Here is a 23,354-nt window from a genome sequence, read left to right on the forward strand (position 1 = left end):
CCTCTGCGCCCCGCCGCTCAACTCCAATAAGCCGCAGCCGTGAACCGGTTCTTCGCCAGACCGAGGCCTGACAGATGGCTCCGCGCCTCCCTGGCACGCTCGGCATCGGCTGCAAACCAGACGTAAGTGTCATCCGAGACCGCAGCGGATTTCAGTGCTTGGACCAGGTCGTCGGTTCGCGCCACCCTCTCGTCGGCTGCGAGATGGCCGAGGTTTTCCCTCGTGCTGGTAAGGACGGCCGTCACCGTCCCTTCGGCGAGCGACAGCATCCGAGCGATGGCTGGCTGGGCTGTCTCGTCGCCGAACAAAAGCAGGTTCGGCGCGGCCGGGCACCAGCCGCCGCCAGGTCCCATGACCCCCACCGTCTCTCCAACGGGCTTCCGGCCGATCCAGTCGCAAGTGGGGCTGCCTGCGTGGTGGAAGATGTCGAAGTCGAGCCAGTCCTCGTCCTGCGCCGCCACCGTGTAGACAGGCTTGTGGATCTTCTGCTCCGGCCAGACGGTGCGCCCCGTGCGCGCGATCCGTGGCCATTCCGGCGCGTCGGGATCGGCAGACAAAAGGAGGCGGAAATGCAGGCTGCCGGTCGCAAAGCGCGGCGCATCATCGCCTCTCAGACGCACACGGCTGAAGCCGGGCGAAACGCGGATGATTGACTCGACCTGCATCAGGGAAAGCCCGGGGGCCAGCGCCCCTTCGTTGACCTGTTCCCATTCGATGGTCATGCCGCGCTCATCGAACACTTCGGCAAGATTGCCCTGCAATGTCAGCAGCAGGCGCTGCTCTGGGCTCTCAAGTTCAACGACGCAATCGCCATCGAGCCGACGAAACACGGCCGTGCTGCTCCAGATCGAAAACCGTCGTTCCTCGTCTGTGCCCGTCAAGGCAACGTCAAGACGCGAGGCATGCGCTTCAAGCAATTCAAGAGCCTGGCTATGCTGCCCCTTGATCGTCCCGGCCAACCGGTGCGTCATGTTTCACCCTCACGCTAGTGGATCTTCTCCGTCTATAAACATGAGCGGCAATGTCAACTATAATCGCCCGTTCGCGCGATAGGGCCGTGTGACCCAATTCACCCCGAAACAAGCCAAAATCCGCCTTATCCTGCTCGTTTCGCGGCGAAACATGCCGCTTTTGCCAAAGCGAATCGTTTGAAATCGCGCTAAACAATCCGTCCATGGGGAATTCTCTGTGGGGACTGCATGGCACATCTTGCCGAGGGTGAGATCGCACTACCGCGCATTGCGCGCATCGAATGGCCGACCGTCGCATTGGCCGCTCTGATATACGGAGGCTTTGGTTGCCTCACTTATTTCTGGCGCGACATTCCAATCTGGATTCTGGTCCCACTCGGGGCCTGGCTCATCGCCTGGCACGGCTCGCTGCAGCATGAGGTCATCCACAATCACCCGACCCGCCATGTCTGGCTCAACGATGCGATCGGCGTGCCGCCGATCTCGCTCTGGCTTCCCTATCATGTCTACAAGGAAAGCCATCTCGCCCATCATCGCGACGAGCATCTGACCGATCCGATCGAGGATCCGGAATCCTATTATTTCACAGCCAAAGACTGGGACCGCTTCGGCTGGTTCGGCCGGACGCTGCGCGAATTCAACCTGACGCTTGCCGGCCGCCTGACCGTCGGCCCGGCCATCATCCTCGGCTCCTTCCTCTGGCATGAGGCGATCAAGGTCATCCGCGGCGAGGGTGACAGCCGGCGTCTCTGGGCGGGCCATGCCATCGGGGTCGCTGCCGTCCTCTGGTGGGTGCTGGTCATCTGCGAGATGCCCTTCCTGCTCTTCTTCTTCGGCTTCGTTTATTGTGGCACGGCGCTGTCGCGCCTGCGTTCCTATGCCGAGCATCGTTTTGCCGACAATCACGAGGAGCGTACGGCCATCGTCGAGCGCAGCCCGCTCTTCGGCCTGCTCTTCCTCTACAACAACCTGCATGTGCTGCATCACCGCGTGCCGGGCCTGCCCTGGTACATGCTGCCCCGCTTCTACGAGCGCCACCGCGATTTCCTAGTGCGGCTCAATGGCGGTCTCGTCTATCGCGGCTATGTGGATGTGGCCCGTCGCTTCCTCTTCCGCAAACACGATCGCCCGACCCATCCGAGGCACTCCTGACCGGGGCGGGGGAGACGAGGCTCGCCAGCCTCGCAATGTATGTCGCACCGCAGGTGGTGGTGGAGGCGCAGCACGCGCTCTGGGCCTTCGTGCGCGATTACTTGCGTGGGGCAGGCATGACCGGCGTTCCCGAGGCCCTGGAAGAGCAGGTCGCCCATCACGACGCTTGGCTCTATCCGCGCCTCATCCTCGCCCAGACCTGCGGCTTCCCCTTTGTCAAACGCCTGCGCGGCCGGGTGCGTCTCGTCGCGACCCCGGTTTATGATGCCCCGGGCTGCGAGGGCTCGAATATGTACAGCGTCATCGTGACGCGCAAAGCAGGTGCGCCGGCAAACCTTGCCGCCTGCGCCGGCTTGGCGGTGGCGATCAATGAGCGCGGTAGCAATTCCGGCTACAATCTCCTGCGCGCCGCCATCGCCCCGCATGCCGCAGGCAAGCCCTTCTTTTCACGCGTCGTCGAGACCGGCGGGCATATTGCGAGCATGGCGGCCGTGCAGACCGGCGCCGCCGACGTCGCCGCCATCGATTGCATCACCTTCGACCTCCTGCGCCGGCACAGCCCCGAGCGACTGGAGGGCCTCGTCGTTCTCGACAAGACCCCCTCCGGCCCCAATCTCCCCTTCATCACCCGCCTGTCGGCAACCGACCAAGAACTGACCGCCTTGCGGTCTGCCCTGAAGGCCGCAATGGCCGCCCCCGAGCTTGCAGAAGCCCGCGCCGTGCTCGGCCTGAAGGATGTGGTGGTGCTGGACGAGACGGCCTACGACATCCTGCTGCAGCACGAGCAGGCGGCAATCAGGGTAGGCTATTCGGATCTCCCTTGAGACCGGCTTCGACCAGTTACAGCTTCACCTTCACCGGGCGCCAGACGATGGTCTCGGGCGTGCGGTCATAGGGATTGTCCATCAGCGTGATCTTGCTGTTGCGCGTGTCGCAATGGGTACAGCGGAATTTGAGCGAATGGGGGTCGCGGCCCTGCCCGTAGAAGGTCGCGAGGTCCTTGGCCAGGAACCGCCCCTGGCGCTGGCAGTCGCGACAGGTCGCGACCACGAGCATGTTGTGGCGGATGGCTTTTCCAAGAGTATCGATCACGCGGGTCATGAATGGTGATCTTGAACAAAACAAGAACATCGTCAAGTGCTGAGATAAGGCGGGCATACTGGAGCGCCTGATTTTCAAGGCTTTCCACAGCCTCGCAGAGCTTGCGGCAGCGTCTCGACAAGAACTGCTAGGTCACTGAAAATTAACCATAAACCTCACGGCCCGTAAGTCATCTGTTAACCTTGATCTCTCTATATAGAAGGCGCTTCCACCAAGGTAATGCGTCGCGAAGCGCTCGGTTTCTGTATTGCGTATCGGGGGAGGGCGTCATCCACGGCGCTCTCCCAATTTCGCATCAACCGGGCGTTCCCTTTGGGGCATGAGGCCCTCGCGACGAGAAGCATGGCCCGATTAGCGGGCATGGCAGAATTTGCGTTTCACGACATGAAAAAGCCTCCGTGCCAGATCGGCCGGAGGCTTTTGACTTTGCCGTCGGTGTAAGGTCAGTCGGCCGTCAGGAACTCGGCGCAATAGCTCTTGCCGCCATTGGTGCCGGGGCGATCGACAACGGTGCGCACGCCGCGGATGACATAATCGGAGGAGACCGTGAGCTGGACTTCGCAGCGCAGATATTCGGTGCGCGCGCGGGTCAACAATTTGCCCTTCTTGCCGTCGCCGAGATCTTCATAGGTTGCCGGAACGGTGCGGGTGTTGAAGCCGCCGCGCCAAGTATAGAGCGTCGAGGCACCGGAGGCGGCATCCGAGACGGGCGGGCCGAACTTGGCGAAGAAGGCGCCCGCCTGCTGGCCGTTCCACCGCGTCTCGATCTCATTTTTCGGAAGTCCCCCCGTCGTCGTGCAGCCCGCGGCAGCAAGGCAGGCTGTCGCGATCAATCCGGATGTCATGCTCTTCAGCAAATTCATGTGAGTGTCCTTTGAACCCCTGTAAGGCCGGTCCCACAGTCGTCCGCGACGCACCGTCGGCCACAACCGGCCCATGACTGCTTTACTGCGAAACCATCAGGCGCGAAATGGATGGATGCGACCGATACTTGAAATTTCCGACCGGTGACTTCTTGGCAACGGCACCCGTCTTGTCGAGCGGCGCAACAGCTCTTTGGCCACTATCAGCCGCACCTTTGTCCTGTCTGATCGGTCGCGCAGACCCAAGAATATCAGGGCGATACGCGGGCCTGTCACGAATGTTTCAACTTTCTCGCGGCTTTTTGCGATTCCCTGCTTGTGCAACGAAAATCGCTGGTCTATAGAGGCGCCGCTGGTCACGGAGTGTAGCGCAGTCTGGTAGCGCACCACGTTCGGGACGTGGGGGTCGAGTGTTCGAATCACTCCACTCCGACCAGCTGATCTTCCCGAAAATCCCGACTTCCTCAAAATCATCCCCAAGACGCGCTGACGCCCGTTGGGGCATTGTTTTGGCCGTTCCGGCCGCTCTGGGGTCAGGTTGTATTCTTTACAAACAGTGGTGGTGAATATCTATCCCGGCTTCACTTGAGAGTTGGGGGTATCCCCTGCAAGCCGTTGCTGAGGCATGTAGATTAGGCTATCTTGAATTGTATTTGAGAGCCTGTGCCCTGATGGCGGCATATCGGCGACTGCTACCAATGATTGCAAAGAAACGGTCTGGTGAGCATGACTTCAGGTTCAAGGAAACGTCGCCAGCGCCAGGACAAGATCACGTTGTCCGATGTGGCCCACCAGGCCGGGGTCAGCGCAATCACGGTCTCCCGCGCCTTGCGCGAACCGGAGAAGGTCTCGCCGCCCTTGCGCGAAGCGATCCTGAAGGTCGTGGAACAGATGGGCTATGTGCCCGATCTCGCCGCCAGAGCACTGGCCAGCAAGAACAGCGGCCTCGTCGGCGTCATGTCTCCCGGCCTGACCAGCCACGCGTTCCTGGCGCTTATCCGGGGCATCGAGGATCGGGTGCGCTCTTCCGATCTCCGGATTCAGTATGCAAGTGCCGAGACGGACACCGAGGACCAGCTTCGTCAGTTGCGTTTCTTTCTCTCGCAGAACCCGGCAGGCCTCATCCACGTCGGCCAGATTGGCGATCCGGCAATTGACGATCTCCTGCGACATGCCCCTTGCCCGGTGGTCGAGATCATGGACGTCAGTCGCGAACCGTCGGATATGGCGATCGGCATCGACCATCGGCAGGCTGCCGAGACCGCCACGCGTCATCTGCTGGAGAAAGGCTATCGCCGCATTGCCATGCTCGGCGGCGCCTGGGATTTCCGCGCCCGCCGTCGTCTGGAGGGCTTTCAGGCCGTGCTGGAGGAGGCTGGCCTCTTCGATTCCGCGCTCGTGCTCTCCATCGATGGCAGCACCAGCGTCGGCTTAGGCTGTCATCTTCTCGACCGGTTGAAAAGCGAGGCGCCCGATGCCGAGGCCGCCTTCTGTCACAATGACGATATCGCGCTCGGCGTGCTCTTCGAATGCCAGCGGCGAGGACTGGCTGTGCCTCAGGATTTCGGCATCTGCGGCTTCAACGATCTGGACTATGCCGGCTTTGCCTTCCCAGCCATCACCTCGGTCCGTGTCCCGCGCTATGAGATCGGCTATCGCGCCGTCGACATGATCATCAGGGCGGCGGGATCCGACACCTCGCCGGCAAAGCGGGTCGATCTCGGCTATCAACTGGTCCAGCGCGGCTCGACAGCCCGAAAGGGGTGACACGGCACCCCGGCCGGACCTTATGCATGAGCATGACGGTCAGGCGGCGCGCGCCTGGCGGTGCATCGCGCTCCCGCCGTGATTGCCGAGATTGAACTGACCGATCATGCCCTGCAGCTTCTGGGTTTCGTTGGAAAGGGTTGCGGCCGCCGCACTGCTTTCCTCGACCATGGCCGCATTCTGCTGGGTCATCTGGTCCATGCCGTTGACGGCGCTGTTGACCTCGACCAGACCGGACGACTGTTCGCGTGCGGCGGTCGAGATGGCGACGACATGGTCGTTGATCTCGACGATGAGCTGGCTGATCGACTTCAGCGCCCCACCGGTGTCGCTGACCAGCTTCACGCCGGACGCGACCTCCGTGGCGGAATTCTGAATGAGATCCTTGATCTCCTTGGCGGCCTTCGCCGAGCGCTGCGCCAGTTCGCGCACTTCCTGGGCAACGACAGCAAAGCCACGGCCGGCTTCACCGGCACGGGCTGCCTCGACGCCAGCATTCAGCGCAAGCAGGTTGGTCTGGAACGCGATCTCGTCGATCACGCCGATGATGTTGGAGATCTTCGACGACGAGTCTTCGATGCGGCTCATCGCATCCACTGCATGGGCCACCACATCGCCGGATTTTTCGGCGCTGGACTTGGCAGAGCCGGCCACCGTGCGGGCTTCCTGGGCACGCTGGGCAGACGAGCCGACATTGGCGGTGATTTCTTCGAGCGCTGCGGCCGTCTCTTCGAGATTGGCCGCCTGACTTTCCGTGCGCCGCGAGAGGTCGCCGACGCCCTGGGTGATTTCCCGTGTGCCTTGGCTGATCAGATCCACGCTGGTGGAAATCTCCTGGAAGGTATCGCGCAGCTGCGAGACCGAGCGGTTGAGATCGTGGCGCAGGAACTCGAATTCAGCCGAGAAGGGCTCCGTCAGCTGGAAGCCGAAGTCGCCGGAACAGAGACGTTTGAGGGCCTCGCCGAGCGAACTGACGGTCCGCACGCGGGCGGTGACGTCGGTCGCGAACTTCACGACCTTCACCACCTTGCCATGGATATCGAGGATCGGGTTGTAGGAGGCCGAGATGATGACTTCCTTGCCCGTCTTTGTGACGCGCTTGAACTCCGAGCTCTGATAGCGACCTTCGCGCAGGGCCTGCCAGAAGGCCTTGTAGTCATTCGACGTGGCATAGTCCCGCTCGACGAACATGCTGTGATTCTTGCCAATCAGCTCCGGCAGCGAGTAGCCCATCAGGTTCAGGAAGTTCTCGTTGGCCCCCATGATCGCGCCATCGACGGTGAATTCGATGATCGCTTGGGACCGCGAGATGGCGGCGATTTGGGCAGCATAGTCGACATTCAGCAGGCGTGCCTTGGCGTCGGCCCATTCCACGACGAAGCCGACGGTCTTGGCGCCCTGTTTCAGTGGCGTCACGAGCAGGTCGAACACACGGTTGCCAACCGTGATGGTGGCGCTGTGGCGGTTTTTCAGCGCGGCCAGCATGTTGCGCTGATGCGACGGGTTCTTGTGGAAGACGTCAATATTGCTGCCGATGAGAGAGGCGACGCTGAACTTCGGCAATTCCTTCTTCAGGTCCGATTCCGCTTCTTTCAGCAGCTCCATGACCGCCGGGTTCATGTAGGTGATGTTCAGATTGGCATCGGCCACCATCACGTTGGCCTGCAGCGCGTCCAGCGCCAGCGTCTTGGCAACAGTCTTGGCATTCGCAAACCCCGGCAGTCCCATCATTTCCTCCGATCGACCAGCAGCCCCTGCGCTGGCTCTGAGAACATTAGCTGGAGAGAAAATGCATACAAAAAATAAATGAAGAGCTAAAATATGAACGGCTTGTCTATCTTTCATGCGAAATTTTGTAGTGCCTGGCCCTGGCTCTGACACGTCGATCTCGAACGGAAGCGCCTTCCGCGACAGGACGGCGCGAAGCATGCAATGGAAGTGTAGGGGCCGGAGGAGGGCGCTCAGCCTGTCGCGCGGAGATGTGACGCCGAACGGTCGAGCGCTTCCAGGAAGACCTCGAGATCGGCCATGTATGTGACGCCGTGAAGGGTCGAGACCGGCCGATAGGCGGCTCCGCCGATCCAGATCGCGATATCTGCAGAGAGCGCAGTGCGCAGCTCCTTGAGGTGTCGCTCAAGGGCCGCTTTCCGTCCGGTCAGGGCACTGAGGCAGACGCAGGAAACATCCCGCCGATGCGCGGCGTCGGCGATCTCGGCGGCGGGAAGATTGGCGCCGAGGAACAGGGCGTTCCACCCCCTCAGCCGGGCAAGGAGGGCCGCAACCAGCGCGCCGATGTCGTGCTCTTCCCGTTCCGGGGTGGTGGCAATGAGACGCGGCGCATCGCCTGCCGGCTGAGGACACTGGTCGAAAAAGCCGCCTAGGATACGCTTGATCTGGGCGGTGGTCATGTGCTCGGCCGCAATCGTCGCATCACCCTTGGCCCACAAGGATCCGATTTCCCGCATCAGCGGAAGCGCGCTCGTTCGGATGAATTGTTCCGGCGTGTCCCGCCCAGCCCGCGCCTGCAACAGCCTCTGCAGCCGGTCGCTGTCCATCGCCTTGACGGCCTCGAAAACCTCCGACAGATCCGCGCGGGCCTGCAATTCCGCCTCGAGCCGCGAGAGGGCATCGGTCGGCAGTGATACGAGATTGCCGATCCGGTGGCCGCCATCGCTGCAGGACTTGAGCAGTCTCAGGCGTTCAACCTGCTCCCGCGTATAGAAGCGGCGTCCCGTCGGGCTGCGTTCGGCCGGCTCGATTCCATAACGCCGTTCCCAGGCATGCAGCAGCAGTTTTGGAACCCCGCTCGTGGTGAGCGTCTCGGCGAGACCGATCAGCGCTTCCCCTTTGTCCTGCCGTTTTCGATGCATGCCAGCTCCGGTTCGTCCGGAGTATATTAGCCAATCATTCCAAAATGGAAAGCTGCCGAAGGCATGCCCTCGGATGCAAACGAAACGGCCCGCGCGAGGCGGGCCGTTTGCGGGATGCTTAAAGGTGGCTCAGCCGTCGATATCGTCGAGCAACTGCCGTGCTGCGCTGGTGGTGACGCGGCGCGTCTCGACCTCGTCCCGCCGGCTTGCCAGCAGTTCGGTGGCCAGAAGCTGTTCGGCAAGATCAGCCGGCAGCGAAAGAATGACCCGGCCTTCATGCGCGTTCAGCCCGCCGAGCTCCGTCCGCTTGGCGGTGATCATGCCGCCGGCCACCGTGTTGTTGGTGTCGGGATCGATCAGGATGAATGCGCCGGTGCCGCGGTTCAGCTCGTAAGGATCGAAGATCGCCGTCTCGTCGAAGGACAGATGCACCTTGCCGATGGCATTCATCTGCAGCATTTCGGCTGCCTGCCACTTGCCGGACTTGAGATCGAGCTGCTGCACCGGCTGCACCTGTACGCGCTGGCGACGCGAGCCGGCCTTCAGCCAGTAGCGCTTGCCGGGCACGATACCGTCCGGCTGCAGCGCGACGAGCTGCGCATCGAAGGCAAGGCCTGTCTGCGGCTGGGCATCGAGCGAGACGATCATGTCGCCGCGCGCCACGTCCACCTGGCGGTCGAGCACCAGCGTGATCGCGTCACCGGCGACGGCGGCGTTGCGCACCAGGTCAAAGGTGACGATCTGCTTGACGTTCGCCACCTGACCGGAGGGCAGGATGGCAACACTGTCACCGGGCTTGACCGCACCGCCGGCAACCGTGCCCTGATAGCCGCGGAAGCTTTCGCCCGGACGCGAGACGCGCTGGACGGGCAGGCGGAAACCGGTCGACTGGCCGGAGCGGAGCGTAGCGAGCTCCAGCGTTTCGACCAGCGTCGGGCCCTCATACCACGGAATGACGGCACGGGCGGAATAGACGACGTTCTCGCCCTTCAGCGCTGACATCGGGATCGCGGTCACCTGGCGCACGCCAAGCGTCAGCGCGAGTGCCTTGAACTCGGTGCTGATCTGGTCGAACACGGCCTTGTCGTAGGAAACGAGGTCGAACTTGTTCACTGCCAGAACGAACTGCTTGATGCCCATCAGCGAGGCGATGGTGGCGTGGCGGCGGGTCTGTTCCAGAAGGCCGGCGCGCGCATCGACCAGCAGCACGGCGAGATCCGCCGTCGAGGCGCCGGTTGCCATGTTGCGGGTATACTGCTCATGGCCGGGCGTGTCGGCAACGATGAAGGAGCGGCGGTCGGTGGCGAAATAGCGATAGGCGACATCAATGGTGATGCCCTGTTCGCGTTCGGCCTGCAGACCGTCGAGCAGCAGCGCGAAATCGGGCAGGCCGAGATCGTTCTGGCTTCCGGAGTCACGCTTCAGGCTGGCGGCCTGGTCTTCCTTGACGGCCTTGGTGTCCCAGAGCAGCCGACCAATCAGCGTCGACTTCCCGTCATCGACGGAACCGCAGGTGATGAGACGCAGTGGACGCGAGTCGCGGATGACGGGAGCGGCGTCTGCATTGGGAGCCTCGGAAACGAGGGCGGTATTGGCAGCTGCGGTCATTTCAGAAATATCCTTCGCGCTTCTTCTTTTCCATCGAGCCGGCTTGGTCGCGGTCGATGGCGCGGCCCTGGCGTTCGGAGACGGTGGCGATTTCGAGTTCGGCGATCACCTCGTCGAGGGTGGTCGCATGGGAGCGGATGCCGCCGGTCAGCGGCCAGCAGCCGAGTGTGCGGAAGCGCAGCATGCCTTCCTGGATCTGCTCGCCCGGAAGCGGCTCGAAGCGCGGATCTTCTGCCCACATCAGCATTCCGTCACGCTCCACATATTTCTGCTTCTTCGCATAGTAGAGCGGCGGCAATTCGATGTTTTCGGCCTGGATGTAGCGCCAGATGTCGACTTCGGTCCAGTTCGACAGCGGGAAGGCGCGCACGCTCTCGCCGCGGCGGATCATGCCGTTATAGATGTTCCAGAGCTCCGGACGCTGGTTGCGCGGATCCCATTTGTGGTCGGGCGTGCGGAAGGAATAGATGCGTTCCTTGGCGCGGGAGGCTTCCTCGTCGCGCCGCGCGCCGCCGAAGGCCGCATCATACTTGCCGGCGTCGAGCGCCTGGCGCAGCGCTTCCGTCTTCATCACATCGGTATGATAGGCCGAGCCATGGGTGAAGGGGCCAATGCCCTCTTCCTTGCCGCGCGGATTGGTGTGCACGATCAGGTCGAGATCGAACTTTTCCGCCGTGGCATCGCGAAACGCGATCATCTCCGGGAATTTCCAGCCGGTGTCGATGTGCAGCAGCGGGAAGGGCACGCGGCCGGGGAAGAAGGCTTTGCGCGCCAGATGCAGGAGAACGGACGAATCCTTGCCGATCGAATAGAGCATCACCGGCTTTTCAAACTCGGCTGCCACTTCGCGGAAGATATAGATGGCTTCGTTCTCGAGCGCCTTCAGATGCGGATCGAGCGGCGGCTTGGTCTGCGCGTCCCGCGAATGCGGATCGAATTCGGATGTGTGTACGTGCATGGTCTTCTTTTTCTTTCCCTGGGCTCTCGCCCTCTATCTTCGGTCGCTTTGCCCCTCATCCCCCTGCCGGGACCTTCTCCCCGCAGGCGGGGAGAAGGGGCAGAACGGTAACCGCGTTGCCCTTCTCCCCGTTCACGGGGAGAAGGTGGCGGCAGCCGGATGAGGGGCAGCTACCTAAGCGAAATCAATTCAAGCCGGCGTCGGCACCAGAGACGTCGCCGCCTCCGGCACGTGCAAACCGCATTCGCGCTTCTCGTCATTCTCCCACCACCAGCGACCGGCGCGCTCCGGCTCGCCCGGCTTGATCGCGCGTGTGCAGGGCTCGCAGCCGATCGAGGGGTAGCCTCTGCTGTGCAGCGGATTGGTCGGCACGCTCTCGGCCTCGACATAGGTATTGATGTCCTCGATCGACCAGTCGGCCAGCGGGTTCACCTTGATCAGGTCGCGCTCGGCATCGTATTCGGCAAAGGGCGTGGCCGCGCGGTTGCCGGACTGGGAGCGGCGCAAACCGGTGATCCAGAAGCGGGCGCCCGAAAGCGCCTCCGCCAGCGGCACCAGCTTGCGCACATGACAGCAGGCATGGCGGGCTTCGACGCTTTCATAAAAACCGTTCAGACCATACTTCGCCGCGTAGGCATCGATATCGTCCTGGCGCGGATGAAAGCGCTTGATGGTGATGCCGAAACGCTCTTCGGTCTCGTCGATGAGGTCGACCGTCTCCTTGAAGAGGCGTCCGGTCTCCAGCGTCGAGACATCGATCGGCAGGCTCGCAAGCCCGATCGCAGCCGTGATCACCTGGTCTTCGATGCCAAGCGACGTCGTGAAGACGGCGCGACCATCAAGGCCGGCGACGATGCGCAGGCGCTCGGTGAGGTTTGCGGAGGCGAGTTGCTGGTCCAGTGCTCTGGCCAGATCTGCGGCGGTGGTGACAGTCATCATCAAATCCCTGCTCAGTGGCGCCATTATCCGGCAAGAGCAGGGAAACGGACAGAAATCGACGTTCGCCCTGTCGCGGTCAAAGAGCAAATATCTCTCTTGCACGCGCGGATCGCGGCAATTCGTCCCCTGAGCGCTGAAATCACCCGTGGAACCCGGCGGTAAATTGCGCTATGGCCGGATCCCAAGAATATGGGGCCGTTTCTGGCGGACGTTGACGATCGATGATCACACAGAAAGCCAAATATGCGCTGCGGGCGCTGACACTTCTTGCCCGCGCCGAGCCGGGCGAGCCGATCCAGATCCCCGACATTGCCGATCAGCAGAAGATCCCGAAGAAATTCCTCGAGCAGATCATGCTCGATCTGAAGCGCGGCGGCATGGTGGAAAGCCGGCGGGGCAAGCAGGGCGGATATCTTCTGCTCCGGCCGGCAAGCGAGATCACCTATGGTGAGGTCCTGCGGCTGATCGACGGTCCGGTGGCGCCGCTTCCCTGTCTCTCGCTCACGGCCTATCGCCGCTGCGAAGATTGCGACGGCGAGACGGATTGTGAGATCCGCCGAGTCTTTGCCCGCGTTGCCGATGAGACCCGGGCCGTGCTGCTGACGACCAGCCTGGCGGATGCCGCGGCCGATGCCAGCGACGCGCCCCACTGAGCGCGGATCGAGGCGAAGAGATCACCTGAAACACGCGCACAAAAAAAGGCCCCGGGGCCGAAGCCCCGAGGCCCATCACGCACCCTTGGATCAGGAAGCGTTGGAGATGGTGCGGTTGACGAGGGTCACCGACTTGTCGGCATTGACCTTGTAGACCTCGCGAACGTCGCGGCCGTCACCGTTTGCGAAAGTGTGGAAGAAGGTCGAACCGGCAGGTGCCTTTTCCAGCTGGACATTGGCGTTGTCATAGGTGATCGAGCCCGGGATCGGTTCAACGGCGGCGAAAGCGGCCGAGCCGGCAGCAAGCGAGATGAGGGCTGCAGAGATGATGGTCTTCATGGTCTTGTTCCTTTCAAAGATTGGGGTTGGCGGCGGCCCGGTTGGGGGAAGGGGGAGAGGGGAACCGAGCCGGCCGCCGAAGGATGCGTCTTCAAGAGGCGCGTTGATTAAGAAGCGTTCGAGATCGTGCGGTTGACCAGGGTCACCGACTTGTCGGCATTGACCTTGTAGACTTCGCGTACGTCGCGGCCGTCACCGTTGGCAAAGGTGTGGAAGAAGGTCGAACCGGCAGGTGCCTTTTCCAGCTGAACATTGGCGTTGTCATAGGTGATCGAGCCCGGGATCGGTTCAACGGCTGCAAAAGCGGCCGAACCGGCTGCGAGGGAGATGAGGGCTGCAGAGATGATGGTCTTCATGATCGTATTCCTTTGTGCGTTGTGTGTGGCGGCGGCTCGGGGCGGTGGAGAGGGGCCGAGCCTGCCGCTGGAGGTCTTCTGTGCGTCTTGGGAGGCGCGTTGGTTCAGGCGCTTCGGATTAGGAAGCGTTCGAGATCGTGCGGTTGACGAGGGTCACCGACTTGTCGGCATTGACCTTGTAGACTTCGCGAACGTCACGGCCGTCACCGTTTGCGAAGGTGTGGAAGAAGGTCGAACCGGCAGGTGCCTTTTCCAGCTGGACGTTGGCGTTGTCATAGGTGATCGAGCCCGGGATCGGCTGGACGGCGGCGAAAGCGGCCGAACCGGCTGCAAGCGAGATGAGGGCTGCAGAGAGGATGGTCTTCATGGTCGTATTCCTTATCTTTGGTAGAGCAACACCGGATGTGTTCAGCTCATGATTGTGGATATGGGTAGGGTTCTACCCGGGATCTCAGATCGTCTGGCGCGTCAGTCGTTCGCTACGGAACGGGAAACGAGGGAGACGGTCCGGTCTGCGTTCACCTGATAGATCTCGTGGACTTCGGATCCATTGGCGTAGAAGGTATGGAAGAAGTTCGAACCGGCGGGCGCCTGTTCGAGCCTCGGCTGCGCACCGCCATAGGTGATGGAGCCCGGGATTGGCTCGATCGCGAAAGCGGCCGAAGCGGCTGCGATGGTGGTCAGGAGTGCTGCTGCGATGGTCTTCATTTTGGTGTACCTTTAGAACCTTGCGGATCGAACTGCTTGGTTCGATGAGTTGTATTTGGCGCAGGATGATTGGGTTTGCAATACCCCTTTGCGCACAATCGAACTGATTGGTTCGGTGAAAGTACCCGGTATCAGGTTTGGCACTTGAAATTATGGTTGAATGAAAACAGCGGGTTAGGCTGTCTTTTTGCCGTCATTTAACTATGACATACAACGATTATTTTTTATTTCTTTCACCCTTTTGTGACTGCCGTTTGAGGGCAGGAGGGGGTGGAAGAGGGGGGCGGGGGGAGGCCTGCTCCGGTCCCGCCGTGCCGCAAGACCGAGACCCTTCGCCACATAGACTGCTCCTCATCGCGGCTCGGACGACCGTCGAAGCGTTTCGCCGAAATCGCTCCTGATGAAAAACTTCGGCCACTTCCCCGTCTCAAGGCAGAACGACCATCGCGTCGACCACCCGTGGCAGGGAAACGCTTTTGCGAACTTCTCACCCCGCGTTGACTAAGACGACCTGTTCGGTAGTCTTAAATCGTTAACGCCAGAGAGGAGGCACAGACATGACGTGCATTGGGAAAAATCTTGCGGCGTTTCTCGTCGGATTGAGCCTGTCCACCGGCCTCGTGCTGCCGGCAGGGGCGGCGGAGCTCTTGAACGTCTCCTATGATCCGACCCGCGAGTTCTATCAGGACTACAACGCAGCCTTTGCCAAACACTGGCAGCAGGAGACCGGTGAGACCGTCACCATCGACCAGTCCCATGGCGGCTCCGGGCGCCAGGCCCGCGCGGTGATGGAAGGTCTGGAGGCCGATGTCGTAACCCTTGCTTTGCAGAGCGACATCGACATCATTGCCGAGCGGGCGAAGCTACTCGCCCCGGACTGGCGCAACCGCCTGCCGAACAATTCGTCCCCCTATACCTCGACCATCGTCTTCCTGGTGCGCAAGGGCAATCCCAAGGGCATCCAGGACTGGGGCGATCTGGTAAAGGGCGACGTGCAGATCGTCACGCCCAACCCGAAGACCTCGGGCGGCGCCCGCTGGAACTATCTCGCCGCCTGGGCCTGGGCCAACAAGGAATTCGGCGGTGACCAGCAGAAGATCCGCGATTACATCGCCGAGATCTACCGCCACGCCCCCGTGCTCGACACCGGCGCACGCGGCGCGCTGACAAGCTTCGCCCAGCGCGAGATCGGCGACGTGCTGATCTCCTGGGAAAACGAGGCCTATCTCGCTGGCAAGGAATTCGGTGCCGACCAGTTCGACATCGTGACCCCGTCGCTGTCGATCCTTGCCGAACCGCCGGTCGCCGTCGTCGATGTCAATGTCGAGAAGAAGGGCACCCGCAAGGAGGCCGAGGCCTATCTCGACTACCTCTATTCGCCGGAAGGCCAGACTCTCGCGGCCAAGCACTTCTACCGCCCCTCGCGCCCCGACCTCGTGCCGGCAGGTTCCGGCCCGGAATTGCCGAAGCTCGATCTCGTCACCATCGACGATCCGCTCTTCGGTGGCTGGGCCAAGGCGCAGCCCGAGCATTTCGGCGAAGGCGGCGTCTTCGACCAGATCTACCGCCCCTGATGGGCGGCTCCTCCCGAGAGAAGAAGGCGGCTCCGCAAGGGCCGCCTTCTTTGCTTTTGGCCGCAGAGGGAAGGGCAGCGCGCGGGCCTGTGGCCTTCCCGGTGTTGCCCTGCAGCAGGCTTTCGGCTAAACGAGAGCCATCCACAAGGACCCGGTGAAACTCCGGGTGGCTCTTCTGGCCGCCGATCCGCCAGACAACACAGCAACGCAACCATCCTCTTTTCCTGGCCCGAGACCCGCTCGGACCGTTGCAACAACTGTGAAAAATCAACAATGCAAAGCTTTACCAATTACCGCCGCGAGTGGTTCTCCAACATCCGTGGCGACATCCTCTCGGGCATCGTCGTCGCACTTGCCCTGATCCCGGAAGCCATCGGCTTTTCCGTCATCGCCGGTGTCGATCCCAAGGTCGGCCTCTACGCCTCTTTCGCGATTGCCTGCGTCACCGCCTTTGTCGGCGGTCGTCCCGGCATGATCTCGGCCGCCACCGCTGCCACCGCCGTCATCATGGTGACGCTGGTCAAGGAACACGGCCTGCAATATCTCTTCGCCGCCACCATCCTGATGGGCGTGATCCAGATCCTCGCGGGCTATCTGAAGCTCGGCCGCGTCATGCGCTTCGTCTCCCGCTCGGTCATCACCGGCTTCGTCAACGCGCTCGCCATCCTGATTTTCATGGCTCAGCTGCCGGAGCTGATCGGCGTGCCGGGCTTGACCTATGCCATGATCGCCGGTGGCCTCGCGATCATCTACCTCTTCCCCTATGTCACCAGGCTCATCCCGTCGCCGCTGGTTGCCATCATCGTCTTGACGACGCTTGCCTGGTGGACGGGCATGGACCTGCGCACGGTTGCCGATCTCGGCGAACTGCCCTCGACACTGCCCGTCTTCCTCCTGCCGGACGTGCCCCTCAATCTCGAGACGCTGCAGATCATCCTGCCTTACTCCGTGACCCTTGCCGCGGTCGGCCTCTTGGAATCTCTGCTGACGGCCCAGATCGTCGACGACATGACGGACACGCCGAGCAACAAGAGCCAGGAATGCATCGGCCAGGGCACGGGCAACATCGCCTCGGCGCTGATCGGCGGCATGGGCGGCTGCGCCATGATCGGCCAGTCGGTCATCAACGTCACCTCGGGTGGCCGCGGCCGCCTGTCTGCCTTCGTTGCTGGCGCCTTCCTGCTCTTCCTGATCGTGGTGCTCGATGATCTCGTCCGCATCATTCCGATGGCAGCGCTGGTTGCCATCATGATCATGGTCTCGATCGGCACCTTCTCCTGGCGCTCGATCCTCGATATCAGGCGCAATCCCTGGCAGTCTTCGGTGGTCATGCTGGCAACCGTCGTCACGGTGGTCGCGACCCACGACCTCGCCAAGGGCGTCATCGTCGGCGTGCTGCTCTCCGGTATCTTCTTCGCCGGCAAGGTGGCCAAGCTCTTCCGGGTCACCCGCCACGCCGACGAGATCACGGGCGCGGTTACCTACCGTGTCACCGGCCAGATCTTCTTCGCCTCGGCCGAGAGCTTCATCCATGCCTTCGACTTCTCCGATGAAGCCCGCAAGGTGATCATCGACGTCAGTGCTGCCCATCTCTGGGACATTACCGCTGTCGGCGCGCTCGACAAGATCGTGCTCAAATACCGCAAGGCCGGCGTCGAGGTCGAGGTTCTCGGCTTCAACGAGGCAAGCGCTGACATGGTCGATCGCTTCGCCCTGCACGACAAGGACGAGCGGCTCGCCGCCAGCGCTGCCTTGCACTGAGCTGTCTTGCACTGAGATCAAGGGCAGGGGGCGCCGTTCGAATTGGCGCTCCCGGTCATCTCACCGCGCGATCAAGCAAAGGTGACGTCGAAAAGCCGGGCGGGCGCACTACTCTTGCAGGTGTGTCCCAACCCGGAGAATGATCATGAACCGCGCAGTCTCCCCCGCAGTGCCCGCACTTGCCGCCCTTGCCGCCGCCGCCCTGTTCGCCGGCGCTGCCATGGCTCATCACGGCTGGTCCTGGGCCGAAGCAGACCAGATCGACCTGACGGGCAAGATCACCGCGATCTCCTTTGCCCCGCCGCATCCGACACTGGAACTCGACACCGCCGACGGCGCCTGGCGCATCGAACTCGGCAATCCCAACCAGACCCAGCGTTCCGGCTTCGTCGAAGGCGTCGTTGCCGTCGGTGACGAGGTCACCGTGCGCGGCAATCGCTCGCTCGATCCGGAGGAGAAGCGCTTGAAGGCCGTGCGGGTGATCGTGGCGGGCAAGAACTACGACATCTATCCCAGCCGCATCGTCACCAACTGACCGGCATGGAGTGGCTGGCAATCCTCACGGCACCCGTGGGCCAGGCGCTCATCCGCTGGCCCACCCTCTATATCTTTGCCAATGCCAGCCACATCCTCTCGCTCGCCATGCTGATCGGCGCGAGCGTCCTCCTCGACCTGCGCCTGCTCGGCGGCCTTGCCCGCCTGCCGCTCGCAGAGACGGCGGTCACCCTGTCGCGCGTGGCAGCCCTGGCCTTGGGCGCAACCATCCTCACCGGCGCGCTTCTCTTTTCCGTGCGACCGCTCGAATACGTCGAAAACACCGCCTTCCTGATCAAGATCGGCCTGGTGTTCCTCGGTACGATAAACGCGCTCGCCGTTCGGGCCTCAGGGCCTTGGGCAGCCCTGATCGCCGGCGCCAGCCCGGCGCCGGCGCTGCGGCTTGCGGCATCCGCATCGCTCGTCCTCTGGCCCGCTGCGCTCCTGGCTGGGCGCTGGATCGGGTTTCTCTGAGGTTCGCCGCTTAGCAAGCTGTGCCCAAATCTTCCCGAAAACGACGATTGTCAGCCGATTGCGCCTGGCTGAACCAGTGTTATCCTGCGGGCTTGTTGTATCGGGGGATTTCAACATGCCACAATTATCTGTCTGGTATTTCCGCACGGCCATCCTGTTCTTGATCGCCGGCATCTGTCTCGGGCTTTACATGTCGATCACGCACCAGTTCGAAGCGACCGGTGCCCATGCGCACATCAACCTGCTCGGCTGGGTGACGATGGCGATCTTCGGCATCTATTACGCGCTGAACCCGATCCAGGCCGCAAGCCGCGTCGCCAAGGTGCAGTACATGCTCTACACGGCAGGCATCCTCGTCATGGGCCCGTCGCTCTTCCTGATGCTGAGCGGCAACCAGGCGCTGGAACCGATCGTCGCCGTGTCCTCGCTGGTCACCTTCGCCGGGGTGCTGCTCTTTGCCGTGATCCTGTTTACGCGTCGGGCTTAAGGGGCAGGGGCGCTTCCGTCCACCGCGAAAGCGCCTCGAGACCCACAGGCGTCAGACCATAGACGCCCCGCTCCACGCGCTCGAACCAACCATAGACATTGCCCTGCAGGATCTTGGCAGCGTCCGGCACATGATCGCGGATCTCCCGCACCTTGAGGGGACCGGCCTTGAGTGCCGCTGCACAGCCCAGCGCCTGCTGGCGATAGGCGGTCATCAGAGGCGTGCGTGTGCTGCCACCGACGGCGGGGTCACCCTTGCGCTTCTGGTGTTCGCGCATCAGCCGCGACCGCCGTTTCGGATTGGTGCGCGGCATGGGCGTGACCGAGCCGACGATGACGCTGACCGAACCATTGTCGGCGACGCCGAGCATGCCGATCCCGAGCCGCCGGCAGAGGTCGCGGTAGCGTTTGTCGCTCTCGCGGCCCCGGCCCTTGGCCGAGACACGGGCGGCGATCCAGACCTCGTCGGCGATCGAAGCGCGATCGACCGCCTGCAGGATGAGTTCGAGATTGAAGCTGAGCTTCAGTTCGCACACGACGAGGAGCGTCGGATCCCCGTCGCTCACCCCCACCACATCGCAGCCGCCGACTTCACCCTTCACGGTATAGCCGGCGCCTTCGAGGAAGGCTTTGACGGGTTGGTAGAGTGAAGTTTCCATGCCGTTCCAGGATTCGGGTTGCGGATCGGTCCGACACCTACCGCGCTTCGTCCCCGCGCGTCACCTCTAAAGCGTCCGTGATGCCCGCAGGAAACGGGTGGCTCGTCCCCCTTCATCGGGTGCATGCTGACGCTCAAGCTGCAAGGAGACCCCAGCATGAACCCCGATCCGACCGAAGACCCTCGATGGCAGGCCATCGCACGCCGTGATGCAGCCATGAACGGCCGCTTCGTCTATGGCGTTTTCTCGACCCGCATCTTTTGCCGTCCGTCCTGCCCCTCGCGTCCGGCGCGGCCGCAGAGCCTCACCTTCTTCGAAACGGCAAAAGCCGCCCGTGAGGGCGGCTTCAGGGCCTGTCTGCGCTGCTGTCCCGACGAGCCGGACAGCGCCCCGGTCGATGACCCCGCCTAGACGAGGAAGATCGAGATAATCGGAAAGGCCGTCAGCAGAATGATGCGGAAGACGTCTGCGGTGATGAAGGGGATGATCCCCTTGTAGGTCTCACGGATTGGCACGTCGCGCGCCATCGCCGATATGATGAAGAGATTGAGCCCCACGGGTGGCGTGATCATCCCGATCTCGGCGACCATCAGCACCAGGATGCCGAACCAGATGGCGAAATGCTCCGGGCTCATGCCGAAATCCATGGCCGTCACGATCGGGAAGAAGATCGGGATCGTGAGCACGATCATGGAGAGCGAATCCATGATGCAGCCGAAGATGATGTAGAGAAGCAGGATGATGATCAGCACCGTCATCGGCGCAAAGCCCTGCGCCGTCACCCATTCCGCGCCCACCTGCGGCAGACGGGAGAAGGCGAGGAAGGAGTTGAACACCGAGGCACCGAGAATGATGAAGAAGATCATGCCGGTCGAAACTGCCGTCTCCTTGAAGCAGTCGAACAGCGACTTGCGATCCAGCCCGCCATTGACGAAGGCGACAAGCCCGGCGCCGGCCGCACCCACGGCCGCCGCCTGTGTCGGCGTAAACCAGCCGAGATAGATGCCACCCACGACGGCAAAGAAGATCGCGACCACAGGCCAGACGGCGATCAGCGCCGGCACGCGATCCTTCCACGGGATGCGCGCGGCATGCCCCGCCGATTCCGGCTTCAGACGGACATAGATGGCGATGACAACGAGATAGGAGATCGCCGCGATAATGCCCGGCACGAAGGCGGCGAGGAAGAGCTTGGCGATGTTCTGCTCGGCAAGGATCGCGTAGATCACCAGCACCACCGAGGGCGGGATCAGGATCCCGAGCGTACCGCCGGCGGCAAGCGAGGCCGTGGCAAGCCCGCCGGCATAGCCGTTGCGCTTCAGTTCCGGCAGCGCCACCTGCGCCATGGTCGCAGCTGTTGCGAGCGACGAGCCGCAGATCGAGCCGAAGCCGGCGCTCGCGCCAACGGCTGCCATGGCAACGCCACCCTTGCGATGCCCGAGAAAGGCAGCTGCCGCATTGAACAGCGCCTGGCTCATGCCGCCGCGCGCCGCAAACTGGCCCATCAGCAGGAAGAGCGGAATGATCGACAGCGAGTAGTTCGCATTCGTGTTCCAGGCGAGCACCTTCATCTGCGCCAGAACGGGCGTCCATCGGTCGAGCACCAGATAGGTGCCGACAACGCCGGTGGCGAGCATGGCCGCCCCGATCGGCACCCGCAGGAAGATGAGCAGAATGAGGACGGGGAAGGACCAGAGTCCGATTTCAATGCTGCTCATCAATGGGCTCCCATCGCAGCGACAATGGTCTTGCCGCGGCGCATGTCACGGATATCGGCAGCGATCACGAAGAGGCAGACGATCACATTCACAACGAGAAGGGCAAGCGCGACCGCAAAGCCCCACCACACCGGCATCAGGAGCAGCGGCGTGGTTTCACCATTGCCGATCTTGTCCATCGTCCCGACGGCATGGCGCCAGGTGACGAGCCCGATCAGCACGGCGATCACGATGTCGCCGATCAGCTGGGTCCAGTTCATCGCTTTCGGGCCGAAGGCGGAGATCAGGATGTCGACGCCCACATGGCCGCGCTTCAGCTGGCAATAGGGCAGGAAGGCGAAGACGGCGAGGCCGCACAGCGCTTCGACCAGCTCGATCTCGCCGGGCAGGGGACGCAGGGTCAGCCCGCCGAGGATCGAGGCCACGGTCAGCCCGCAGGCGACGACGAGACAGAGGCCGCCGAACAGGACCAGGCTCGCGGCAAGCCCATGGCAAGCCCGCTCCAGTCTGTCGAAGCCGGTGGAAGAGGCAGTCGCCATCAAGAAGTCCTCTGGTAGGCTCAAAAGGTCCGGGCGCCTTCCGACAAGCGCCCGGACAAGTCGGGGAGGTTATTGCGTGTTCGCCTGGATCAGGGCCAGCGCGTCGTTGTAGAGCATGGTGCCATCGAGGCCCTTGCTGTCCATCTCCGCGATCCAGGCCTTGGTCACGGCCTCGCCGGCGGCCTTCCAGCGCGCGGTCTCGGCTTCGTCCAGCGTGATGATCGTGTTGCCGGCCTTGTCGGCAATGTCCTTGCCGCGCACATCGCCCTCATCCATGGCCTTGCCGAAGAGACGGGCGAGTTCCTTGCCGGAATTGTCGTCGATCACCTTCTTCAGGTCGTCGGGCAGAGCATCGTAGCTGTCCTTGTTCATCGCAAAGACGAACGTGCCGGTGTAAAGGCCGGTGGATCCGGAAAAGCCGGTATGGTTTGGCGCAAGCTCGGCGATCTTGATCGCCGGCGTCACTTCCCACGGAACGACGGAGCCGTCGATGACGCTCTTCGACAGGCTTTCCGGCACGGCGGTGACCGGCATGCCGACGGCAGAAGCGCCCATGGCTTCGAGCATCTGGTTGACCACCTTCGACGTGCCGCGCAGCTTCAGGCCCTGCATGTCTTCAAGCTTCTGCACGGGCTTGGAGGCGATGGTGTGAATGAGGCCCGGACCATGGGTGTGGACTGCCAGGACATGGTAGTCGGTGAGCTCGTCCGTCAGATGCTTTTCGGCATATTCCTGGAAGGCGACCGAGGTTGCTTCCGCCGTGGTCACCATGAAGGGCAGTTCGAAGGCTTCCGACTTCGGGAAGCGGCCGGGCGTGTAGCCGAACAGGGTCCAGGTGAGATCGACGACGCCGTCCTTGACCTGGTCGACGAGGTCGGACGGTTTTCCGCCGAGCTGCATGGCCGGGTAGAGTTCGACGGCGATGCGGCCTCCGGAATCGGCCTGGATCTTCTCGGCCCAGGGGGCCAGCACCTTGGCAGGGATGGTCGCCTGCGGCGGCAGCATCTGGTGCAGCTTGAGAGTGACATCCGCAGCGAAGGCTGCGGCTCCGGTCAGGCAAAGTGCAGCACCGGACAGTCCGGCGATCAGAAATTGGCGCAACATGAATTCCTCCTCCCATGTTTTGTCAGCTTGGAAAGTCCCCGGCTCGAGGCGTCGAAGCGATCACAATCATGACCTGGAGTCATGTAAAGTTCGCGTCACCCGGCTCCTCACTCCCACCCGGCAGACCTTTCCTTGTCAGTTATGATTACAGAAGGGGTGCAGGCAGGCAAATAATTATGTAGCCGGAAACCATAACCAAATCTGTATGGATCGCCGCCCT

At 62.4% G+C, this 23,354-nt stretch carries 26 protein-coding genes, 1 tRNA gene and 1 other annotated feature; of the genes, 11 read left to right on the top strand and 16 right to left on the bottom strand.

From position 1 onward, the window contains the following. Window positions 1-17: 17 nt before the first annotated feature. Window positions 18-971 (bottom strand): siderophore-interacting protein, encoded by a 954-nt coding sequence (locus M1E12_RS03085; protein ID WP_479563702.1) that lies wholly within the window; start codon window positions 969-971, stop codon window positions 18-20. Between the two features lie 228 nt (window positions 972-1,199). Here M1E12_RS03085 and M1E12_RS03090 point away from each other — a divergent pair, with 228 nt between their 5' ends. Both M1E12_RS03090 and M1E12_RS03095 read left to right on the top strand, forming a co-directional pair. After that, window positions 1,200-2,123 carry a fatty acid desaturase gene (locus tag M1E12_RS03090; RefSeq protein ID WP_479563703.1) on the top strand — a complete coding sequence of 308 codons (924 nt, stop codon included), beginning with the start codon at window positions 1,200-1,202 and terminating at the stop codon, window positions 2,121-2,123. Between the two features lie 35 nt (window positions 2,124-2,158). Next, window positions 2,159-2,947, top strand: coding sequence for a phosphate/phosphite/phosphonate ABC transporter substrate-binding protein (locus M1E12_RS03095; RefSeq protein ID WP_479563704.1), 789 nt, complete (start codon window positions 2,159-2,161; stop codon window positions 2,945-2,947). Window positions 2,948-2,963: 16 nt separating this feature from the next. Here the strand turns inward: M1E12_RS03095 and M1E12_RS03100 are convergent, their stop codons facing one another. Beyond that, window positions 2,964-3,224, bottom strand: a complete 261-nt coding sequence (locus M1E12_RS03100) for a hypothetical protein (RefSeq protein ID WP_113458322.1) — start codon at window positions 3,222-3,224, stop codon at window positions 2,964-2,966. 443 nt (window positions 3,225-3,667) lie between these two features. After that, the gene (locus tag M1E12_RS03105; RefSeq protein ID WP_113458324.1) at window positions 3,668-4,087 is read right to left on the bottom strand and encodes a hypothetical protein; all 420 of its coding nucleotides are present in this window, start codon (window positions 4,085-4,087) and stop codon (window positions 3,668-3,670) included. A gap of 359 nt (window positions 4,088-4,446) precedes the next feature. Here M1E12_RS03105 and M1E12_RS03110 point away from each other — a divergent pair. Both M1E12_RS03110 and M1E12_RS03115 read left to right on the top strand, forming a co-directional pair. Continuing rightward, window positions 4,447-4,523, top strand: a tRNA-Pro gene (locus M1E12_RS03110). Between the two features lie 290 nt (window positions 4,524-4,813). Next, a complete protein-coding gene (locus tag M1E12_RS03115; RefSeq protein ID WP_479564811.1) occupies window positions 4,814-5,854 on the top strand; it encodes a LacI family DNA-binding transcriptional regulator in 1,041 nt (346 codons plus the stop codon). Between the two features lie 39 nt (window positions 5,855-5,893). Here M1E12_RS03115 and M1E12_RS03120 read toward each other — a convergent pair whose 3' ends face one another. From M1E12_RS03120 to M1E12_RS03140, 5 genes are all read right to left on the bottom strand, one after another. After that, window positions 5,894-7,582, bottom strand: a complete 1,689-nt coding sequence (locus tag M1E12_RS03120) for a methyl-accepting chemotaxis protein (RefSeq protein ID WP_479564812.1) — start codon at window positions 7,580-7,582, stop codon at window positions 5,894-5,896. Between the two features lie 233 nt (window positions 7,583-7,815). Next, complete coding sequence (locus M1E12_RS03125) at window positions 7,816-8,724, bottom strand: MerR family transcriptional regulator (RefSeq protein ID WP_479563705.1); 909 nt, start codon at window positions 8,722-8,724, stop codon at window positions 7,816-7,818. A gap of 129 nt (window positions 8,725-8,853) precedes the next feature. Further along, complete coding sequence (gene cysN / locus M1E12_RS03130) at window positions 8,854-10,332, bottom strand: sulfate adenylyltransferase subunit CysN (protein WP_479563706.1); 1,479 nt, start codon at window positions 10,330-10,332, stop codon at window positions 8,854-8,856. 1 nt (window position 10,333) lies between these two features. Then, window positions 10,334-11,290, bottom strand: coding sequence for a sulfate adenylyltransferase subunit CysD (gene cysD / locus M1E12_RS03135; RefSeq protein WP_310241035.1), 957 nt, complete (start codon window positions 11,288-11,290; stop codon window positions 10,334-10,336). Between the two features lie 189 nt (window positions 11,291-11,479). Then, entirely contained in the window at window positions 11,480-12,226 is a 747-nt protein-coding gene (locus M1E12_RS03140; protein ID WP_479564813.1) for a phosphoadenylyl-sulfate reductase, read from the bottom strand. A 224-nt stretch (window positions 12,227-12,450) separates the two neighbouring features. Between M1E12_RS03140 and M1E12_RS03145 the strand changes: the two genes are divergently transcribed. Continuing rightward, a complete protein-coding gene (locus tag M1E12_RS03145) occupies window positions 12,451-12,882 on the top strand; it encodes an RrF2 family transcriptional regulator (protein ID WP_479563707.1) in 432 nt (143 codons plus the stop codon). 90 nt (window positions 12,883-12,972) lie between these two features. On the opposite strand, the gene M1E12_RS03150 is transcribed toward M1E12_RS03145, so the two are convergent. From M1E12_RS03150 to M1E12_RS03165, 4 genes are all read right to left on the bottom strand, one after another. Further along, entirely contained in the window at window positions 12,973-13,221 is a 249-nt protein-coding gene (locus tag M1E12_RS03150) for a hypothetical protein (RefSeq protein ID WP_113460868.1), read from the bottom strand. 107 nt (window positions 13,222-13,328) lie between these two features. Further along, complete coding sequence (locus M1E12_RS03155) at window positions 13,329-13,577, bottom strand: hypothetical protein (protein WP_113460868.1); 249 nt, start codon at window positions 13,575-13,577, stop codon at window positions 13,329-13,331. 118 nt (window positions 13,578-13,695) lie between these two features. Beyond that, entirely contained in the window at window positions 13,696-13,944 is a 249-nt protein-coding gene (locus M1E12_RS03160) for a hypothetical protein (protein WP_479563708.1), read from the bottom strand. Window positions 13,945-14,045: 101 nt separating this feature from the next. Beyond that, window positions 14,046-14,285 carry a hypothetical protein gene (locus M1E12_RS03165; protein WP_136538457.1) on the bottom strand — a complete coding sequence of 80 codons (240 nt, stop codon included), beginning with the start codon at window positions 14,283-14,285 and terminating at the stop codon, window positions 14,046-14,048. Between the two features lie 557 nt (window positions 14,286-14,842). On the opposite strand from M1E12_RS03165, the gene M1E12_RS03170 reads away from it, so the two are divergent. The 5 genes from M1E12_RS03170 (at window position 14,843) to M1E12_RS03190 (ending at window position 19,115) form a co-directional block, all read left to right on the top strand. Beyond that, entirely contained in the window at window positions 14,843-15,859 is a 1,017-nt protein-coding gene (locus M1E12_RS03170; RefSeq protein WP_479563709.1) for a sulfate ABC transporter substrate-binding protein, read from the top strand. Window positions 15,860-16,003: 144 nt separating this feature from the next. Continuing rightward, window positions 16,004-16,059, top strand: a sequence feature (sul1 is cis-regulatory element that is thought to sense ions involved in sulfur or methionine metabolism; They are found in Alphaproteobacteria). A gap of 73 nt (window positions 16,060-16,132) precedes the next feature. After that, window positions 16,133-17,620 carry a SulP family inorganic anion transporter gene (locus M1E12_RS03175; protein WP_479563710.1) on the top strand — a complete coding sequence of 496 codons (1,488 nt, stop codon included), beginning with the start codon at window positions 16,133-16,135 and terminating at the stop codon, window positions 17,618-17,620. 145 nt (window positions 17,621-17,765) lie between these two features. Next, complete coding sequence (locus M1E12_RS03180) at window positions 17,766-18,155, top strand: DUF6152 family protein (RefSeq protein WP_479563711.1); 390 nt, start codon at window positions 17,766-17,768, stop codon at window positions 18,153-18,155. Window positions 18,156-18,160: 5 nt separating this feature from the next. Continuing rightward, entirely contained in the window at window positions 18,161-18,628 is a 468-nt protein-coding gene (locus M1E12_RS03185; protein WP_479563712.1) for a DUF6644 family protein, read from the top strand. A gap of 115 nt (window positions 18,629-18,743) precedes the next feature. Beyond that, the gene (locus tag M1E12_RS03190; protein ID WP_479563713.1) at window positions 18,744-19,115 is read left to right on the top strand and encodes a hypothetical protein; all 372 of its coding nucleotides are present in this window, start codon (window positions 18,744-18,746) and stop codon (window positions 19,113-19,115) included. Here M1E12_RS03190 and M1E12_RS03195 read toward each other — a convergent pair. Next, a complete protein-coding gene (locus M1E12_RS03195) occupies window positions 19,099-19,773 on the bottom strand; it encodes a DUF2161 domain-containing phosphodiesterase (RefSeq protein WP_479563714.1) in 675 nt (224 codons plus the stop codon). The genes M1E12_RS03190 and M1E12_RS03195 overlap by 17 nt on opposite strands. A 156-nt stretch (window positions 19,774-19,929) precedes the next feature. Between M1E12_RS03195 and M1E12_RS03200 the strand changes: the two genes are divergently transcribed. Then, on the top strand, window positions 19,930-20,184 hold the full coding sequence (locus M1E12_RS03200; protein WP_479563715.1) for an Ada metal-binding domain-containing protein: 255 nt from the start codon (window positions 19,930-19,932) through the stop codon (window positions 20,182-20,184). Here M1E12_RS03200 and M1E12_RS03205 read toward each other — a convergent pair. The 3 genes from M1E12_RS03205 to M1E12_RS03215 form a co-directional block, all read right to left on the bottom strand. Beyond that, window positions 20,181-21,491: a TRAP transporter large permease gene (locus tag M1E12_RS03205; RefSeq protein WP_479563716.1), complete on the bottom strand. Its 1,311-nt coding sequence runs from the start codon at window positions 21,489-21,491 to the stop codon at window positions 20,181-20,183. The two genes, M1E12_RS03200 and M1E12_RS03205, sit on opposite strands and share 4 nt — an antisense overlap. Further along, complete coding sequence (locus M1E12_RS03210; RefSeq protein ID WP_136538465.1) at window positions 21,491-22,030, bottom strand: TRAP transporter small permease; 540 nt, start codon at window positions 22,028-22,030, stop codon at window positions 21,491-21,493. The genes M1E12_RS03205 and M1E12_RS03210 overlap by 1 nt, the downstream gene beginning before the upstream one ends. Before the next feature lie 69 nt (window positions 22,031-22,099). Beyond that, window positions 22,100-23,134, bottom strand: a complete 1,035-nt coding sequence (locus tag M1E12_RS03215; protein WP_136538466.1) for a TRAP transporter substrate-binding protein — start codon at window positions 23,132-23,134, stop codon at window positions 22,100-22,102. Window positions 23,135-23,354 lie beyond the last annotated feature (220 nt).

This window comes from Rhizobium sp. K33 (assembly GCF_056501445.1).

Coding starts and splice junctions, on each gene's coding strand:
- M1E12_RS03120 (WP_479564812.1), bottom strand. CDS start 7,582: ATGGGACTGCCGGGGTTTGCGAATGCCAAGACTGTTGCCAAGACGCTG.
- M1E12_RS03190 (WP_479563713.1), top strand. CDS start 18,744: ATGCCACAATTATCTGTCTGGTATTTCCGCACGGCCATCCTGTTCTTG.
- M1E12_RS03140 (WP_479564813.1), bottom strand. CDS start 12,226: ATGACTGTCACCACCGCCGCAGATCTGGCCAGAGCACTGGACCAGCAA.
- M1E12_RS03145 (WP_479563707.1), top strand. CDS start 12,451: ATGATCACACAGAAAGCCAAATATGCGCTGCGGGCGCTGACACTTCTT.
- M1E12_RS03150 (WP_113460868.1), bottom strand. CDS start 13,221: ATGAAGACCATCATCTCTGCAGCCCTCATCTCGCTTGCTGCCGGCTCG.
- cysN (WP_479563706.1), bottom strand. CDS start 10,332: ATGACCGCAGCTGCCAATACCGCCCTCGTTTCCGAGGCTCCCAATGCA.
- M1E12_RS03165 (WP_136538457.1), bottom strand. CDS start 14,285: ATGAAGACCATCGCAGCAGCACTCCTGACCACCATCGCAGCCGCTTCG.
- M1E12_RS03215 (WP_136538466.1), bottom strand. CDS start 23,134: ATGTTGCGCCAATTTCTGATCGCCGGACTGTCCGGTGCTGCACTTTGC.
- M1E12_RS03125 (WP_479563705.1), bottom strand. CDS start 8,724: ATGCATCGAAAACGGCAGGACAAAGGGGAAGCGCTGATCGGTCTCGCC.
- M1E12_RS03090 (WP_479563703.1), top strand. CDS start 1,200: ATGGCACATCTTGCCGAGGGTGAGATCGCACTACCGCGCATTGCGCGC.
- M1E12_RS03100 (WP_113458322.1), bottom strand. CDS start 3,224: ATGACCCGCGTGATCGATACTCTTGGAAAAGCCATCCGCCACAACATG.
- M1E12_RS03210 (WP_136538465.1), bottom strand. CDS start 22,030: ATGGCGACTGCCTCTTCCACCGGCTTCGACAGACTGGAGCGGGCTTGC.
- M1E12_RS03185 (WP_479563712.1), top strand. CDS start 18,161: ATGGAGTGGCTGGCAATCCTCACGGCACCCGTGGGCCAGGCGCTCATC.
- M1E12_RS03200 (WP_479563715.1), top strand. CDS start 19,930: ATGAACCCCGATCCGACCGAAGACCCTCGATGGCAGGCCATCGCACGC.
- M1E12_RS03180 (WP_479563711.1), top strand. CDS start 17,766: ATGAACCGCGCAGTCTCCCCCGCAGTGCCCGCACTTGCCGCCCTTGCC.
- M1E12_RS03155 (WP_113460868.1), bottom strand. CDS start 13,577: ATGAAGACCATCATCTCTGCAGCCCTCATCTCCCTCGCAGCCGGTTCG.
- M1E12_RS03205 (WP_479563716.1), bottom strand. CDS start 21,491: ATGAGCAGCATTGAAATCGGACTCTGGTCCTTCCCCGTCCTCATTCTG.
- M1E12_RS03085 (WP_479563702.1), bottom strand. CDS start 971: ATGACGCACCGGTTGGCCGGGACGATCAAGGGGCAGCATAGCCAGGCT.
- M1E12_RS03095 (WP_479563704.1), top strand. CDS start 2,159: ATGTATGTCGCACCGCAGGTGGTGGTGGAGGCGCAGCACGCGCTCTGG.
- M1E12_RS03115 (WP_479564811.1), top strand. CDS start 4,814: ATGACTTCAGGTTCAAGGAAACGTCGCCAGCGCCAGGACAAGATCACG.
- M1E12_RS03170 (WP_479563709.1), top strand. CDS start 14,843: ATGACGTGCATTGGGAAAAATCTTGCGGCGTTTCTCGTCGGATTGAGC.
- M1E12_RS03105 (WP_113458324.1), bottom strand. CDS start 4,087: ATGAATTTGCTGAAGAGCATGACATCCGGATTGATCGCGACAGCCTGC.
- cysD (WP_310241035.1), bottom strand. CDS start 11,290: ATGCACGTACACACATCCGAATTCGATCCGCATTCGCGGGACGCGCAG.
- M1E12_RS03195 (WP_479563714.1), bottom strand. CDS start 19,773: ATGGAAACTTCACTCTACCAACCCGTCAAAGCCTTCCTCGAAGGCGCC.
- M1E12_RS03175 (WP_479563710.1), top strand. CDS start 16,133: ATGCAAAGCTTTACCAATTACCGCCGCGAGTGGTTCTCCAACATCCGT.
- M1E12_RS03160 (WP_479563708.1), bottom strand. CDS start 13,944: ATGAAGACCATCCTCTCTGCAGCCCTCATCTCGCTTGCAGCCGGTTCG.